3 protein-coding genes and 1 pseudogene are annotated in these 3,540 nt (G+C 70.1%); all 4 read left to right on the forward strand.

Features of this window, described 5'->3' with window-relative positions:
* A pseudogene (locus ENN83_RS00540) lies at positions 1 to 339 on the forward strand (hypothetical protein); the annotation flags it as partial.
* Between the two features lie 4 nt (positions 340 to 343).
* Positions 344 to 1,948, forward strand: a complete 1,605-nt coding sequence (locus ENN83_RS00545) for an AMP-binding protein (protein ID WP_287182843.1) — start codon at positions 344 to 346, stop codon at positions 1,946 to 1,948.
* Between the two features lie 81 nt (positions 1,949 to 2,029).
* Positions 2,030 to 2,725 carry a phosphatidylserine decarboxylase gene (locus ENN83_RS00550; protein ID WP_287182845.1) on the forward strand — a complete coding sequence of 232 codons (696 nt, stop codon included), beginning with the start codon at positions 2,030 to 2,032 and terminating at the stop codon, positions 2,723 to 2,725.
* Positions 2,722 to 3,480: a CDP-alcohol phosphatidyltransferase family protein gene (locus tag ENN83_RS00555; RefSeq protein ID WP_287182848.1), complete on the forward strand. Its 759-nt coding sequence runs from the start codon at positions 2,722 to 2,724 to the stop codon at positions 3,478 to 3,480. Before ENN83_RS00550 ends, ENN83_RS00555 begins: the two co-directional genes overlap by 4 nt.
* Positions 3,481 to 3,540: the final 60 nt, after the last annotated feature.

The following is a 3,540-nucleotide window of genomic DNA, read 5'->3' on the forward strand; positions in this document are numbered from 1 at the left end:
CCGCCGCAGGCGCGCACCGCCGAGGAGTTCGACACGACGACGCCCGCCCAGCGCGAAGCGGCGCGCGCCGCCCCGCGCGGGGGCGATGCGCGGCTGGGGCTCGGCGTGGCCAGCCTTGGCGATCCGACCGATCCGGGGTTCTGGGCGGTGACGCCGCTGGTCACGCGGGTCCGGCCGGGCCGGCTGGTCGATCCGGTGACGGGGATCAGCGTGCAGGTGGAACTGCGCCCGCGCGATGCCGCCCCGGGTGCGGGCACGCTGGTGTCGCTGCCGGCGATGCGGGCGCTGGGCGTGCCGTTGACCGCGCTGCGCGAGATCGCGATCCATGCCGCGCAATGATCCGATGAGCGAGCGCAGGTTTCTGCCCGACCAGCGCGACTGGGACGCGCTGCGCGTGGGGTTCCGCTGGCCCGTGCCAGAGCGGTTCAACATCGCGCGCGCCTGTTGCGACGACTGGGCCGAACGCGATCCCGGCCGGGTTGCGGTGATCGACGCCTCGGATGGCGACCGGGAATGGAGCCATGGTGCGCTCGGGGATGCCTCGGACCGGCTGGCCAGCGTGATGGCGGCCTCGGGCGTGGGGCCGGGCGACCGGGTGGCGGTGCTGCTGGCGCAATCGCCCGCGGTGCTGGTGGCCCATTTCGCTGCGATGAAGCTGGGCGCCATCGTGCTGCCGCTGTTCACGCTGTTCGGGCCGGACGCGCTGGAATACCGTCTGGCCGATAGCGGCGCGCGGCTGGCCGTGACCGATGCCGAGGGCGCGGCCAAGCTGGCCGCGCTGCGCGACCGGCTGCCCGATCTGGTGGATGTGCTGTCGGTCGATGGCGGTCCCGCCCGCGACCTGTGGGCCGAGATCGCCGCCGCCCCGCCGATCGCCGCCCCGCGCGATACGCTGGCCGAGGATCCGGCGGTGCTGATCTACACCTCGGGCACCACCGGCCCGCCCAAGGGCGCCTTGCACGCCCACCGCTTCCTGATCGGGCATCTGCCATCGATCGAGCTGCACCATCGCGGCTTTCCGCAGGCCGGCGATTGCGGCTGGACGCCCGCGGACTGGGCCTGGATAGGCGGGCTGATGGATATGGCGATGCCCTGCCTTTACTACGGCGTGCCGCTGGTGGCCTGCCGGATGCGCAAGTTCGACGCGGCCGAGGCATGGGCCCTGATCGACCGGCTGAAGGTGCGCAACCTGTTCCTGCCGCCCACCGCGCTGAAGCTGATGCGCCAGGCGCCAGTGCCGCCGGGGGTGTGCTTGCGCAGCGTCGGCTCGGGCGGCGAGAGCCTTGGGCCGGACCTTCTGGCCTGGGGGCGGCAGGCGCTGGGGCTGGAGATCTGCGAGTTCTACGGCCAGACCGAGTGCAACCTTGTCGTGACCTGCGTGCCCGAAATGATGACCGCGCCGCCGGGCACGATGGGCCGCGCGACACCCGGTTTCGATGTCGCGATCATCGGGGCGGACGGGGTGCCCTTGCCGCCGGGCGAGGTGGGCGAGATCGCGGTGCGCCGGGGGGCGGCCTCGATGTTCCTGGGCTATTGGGGCCTGCCCGACAAGACGGCGGCGAAATTCTCGGGCGAGTGGATGCGGACGGGCGATCTGGGGATCTGCGACGCGGGCGGCCATTTCACCTATGTCTCTCGCGATGATGACGTGATTACCTCGGCGGGCTACCGGATCGGGCCGACCGAGATCGAAACCTGCCTGACGGGCCATCCCGACGTGGTGATGGCCGCCGTGGTGGGCGAACCCGACCCGGTGCGCACCGAGATCGTCGTGGCCCATGTGGTGTTGCGCGAGGGCGCGCAATGGGAAGGGCTGGCCGAGGCGCTGATCCAGCGCGTCCGCGACCAGGTCAGCCCCCATGTCGCCCCGCGCAAGGTGATCCGGGCCGACAGCCTGCCGATGACGGCGACGGGCAAGATCATGCGCCGGGCGCTGCGCGGCGGGTAGGGGGCCTGCGACCCGATCCGGCGTTTTCAATCCGCCCCATCTGGGCTAAGCAGAGCATCACCTTTCGAAACAGGGGACCCGATGTCCGTCTCGATGCTGTCCACCTTCGTCAAGCCCATGCATCCCGAGGGCCGGAAATTCGTCGCCATCGGGCTTGCGGTCACGCTGGTCGCCTTTCTGATCTGGGCGCCGCTGGGCTGGGTCTGTGCGGGGCTGACCCTGTGGGTCTATTACTTCTTCCGCGACCCGGTGCGCGTCGTGCCCGACCGGCCGGGCGTCATGGTTTCGCCCGCCGATGGGCTGGTCTCGCTGATGGGGCCCGCCATGCCGCCCGCCGAACTGGAACTGGGCGATACACCGATGATGCGGATCTGCGTCTTCATGTCGGTCTTCAACTGCCATGTGAACCGGCTGCCCGCCGCGGGGCGGATCACCAAGGTCGCCTATCGGCCGGGCAAGTTCCTGAACGCCTCGCTCGACAAGGCGTCCGAGGACAACGAGCGCAACGGGCTGGCCGTGGAAATGGCGGATGGGCGGCGCTATGGCGTGGTCCAGATCGCGGGGCTGGTGGCGCGGCGCATCCTGTGCTGGACTACGGCGGGCCAGAACCTTGCCACGGGCGAGCGGTTCGGGCTGATCCGCTTCGGCTCGCGGCTGGACATCTACCTGCCCGAGGGCGCGGTGCCGCTGGTCTCGCTTGGCCAGACCATGGTGGCGGGCGAGACGGTGATCGCCGATCTGGGCGGCACGAATGCGGCGGGGGCCCGGGGCGCATGACACGCTTCAACACGCGAAGTCCCGACAATGGCGAGCGCGTGCCCTTCCTGCAACTCGTGCCCAACATGGTCACGCTGTCCGGGATGTGCCTTGGCCTGACCTCGATCCGCTTCGCGATGGACGAACGTTTCGCAACGGCGGTGTTCCTGATCCTGCTGGCCGCGGTGATCGACGGGCTGGACGGGCTGATCGCGCGGCGGCTTCAGGCGACCTCGGACATCGGCGCGCAGCTTGATTCGCTGTCGGATTTCCTGTGCTTCGGGGTCTCGCCGGGGGTGCTGATCTATCATTACCTGCTGACGCCCGCGGGTGGGATCGGCTGGATCTTCGTGCTGATCTTCGCCGCCGCGACCTGTCTCAGGCTGGCGCGGTTCAACGTGATGTCGGGCAAGCCGCAGGAAGACGACAAGTCGAGTCCCTATTTCCTGGGCGTGCCGGCGCCCGCGGGGGCGATGCTGGGGCTTCTGCCCGCCTTTGCCACACTGTCGGGCGTGGTCGATCTCCGCGAGGCGCCGCTTGTCGTGGCGCTCTGGCTGGGGATCGTCGGGATTCTGATGATCTCCAAGCTCAAGACGCTGTCGCCCAAGGCAATCCGGGTGCCGCGCCGCCTGATCGGGCCGATGATGTTCGCCACCGTGATCGGGGTCGGGCTTGGCTTCTCGCGGCCCTGGCTGTTCTTCCTGGCGCTTGATCTGGTCTATCTGGGGCTGGTGATCCAGAGCCTCGTCAAGGCGCGCTGGCGGCTGTTCGGCTGAGGCCGTCAGCCCGGCAGCCGCGCCGCGCTGCGCCGGGCAAAGGGCATCATCCGCCCGCCA

This window comes from Rhodovulum sp. (assembly GCF_011048875.1).
Classification (GTDB): Bacteria; Pseudomonadota; Alphaproteobacteria; order Rhodobacterales; family Rhodobacteraceae; genus Rhodovulum; species Rhodovulum tesquicola.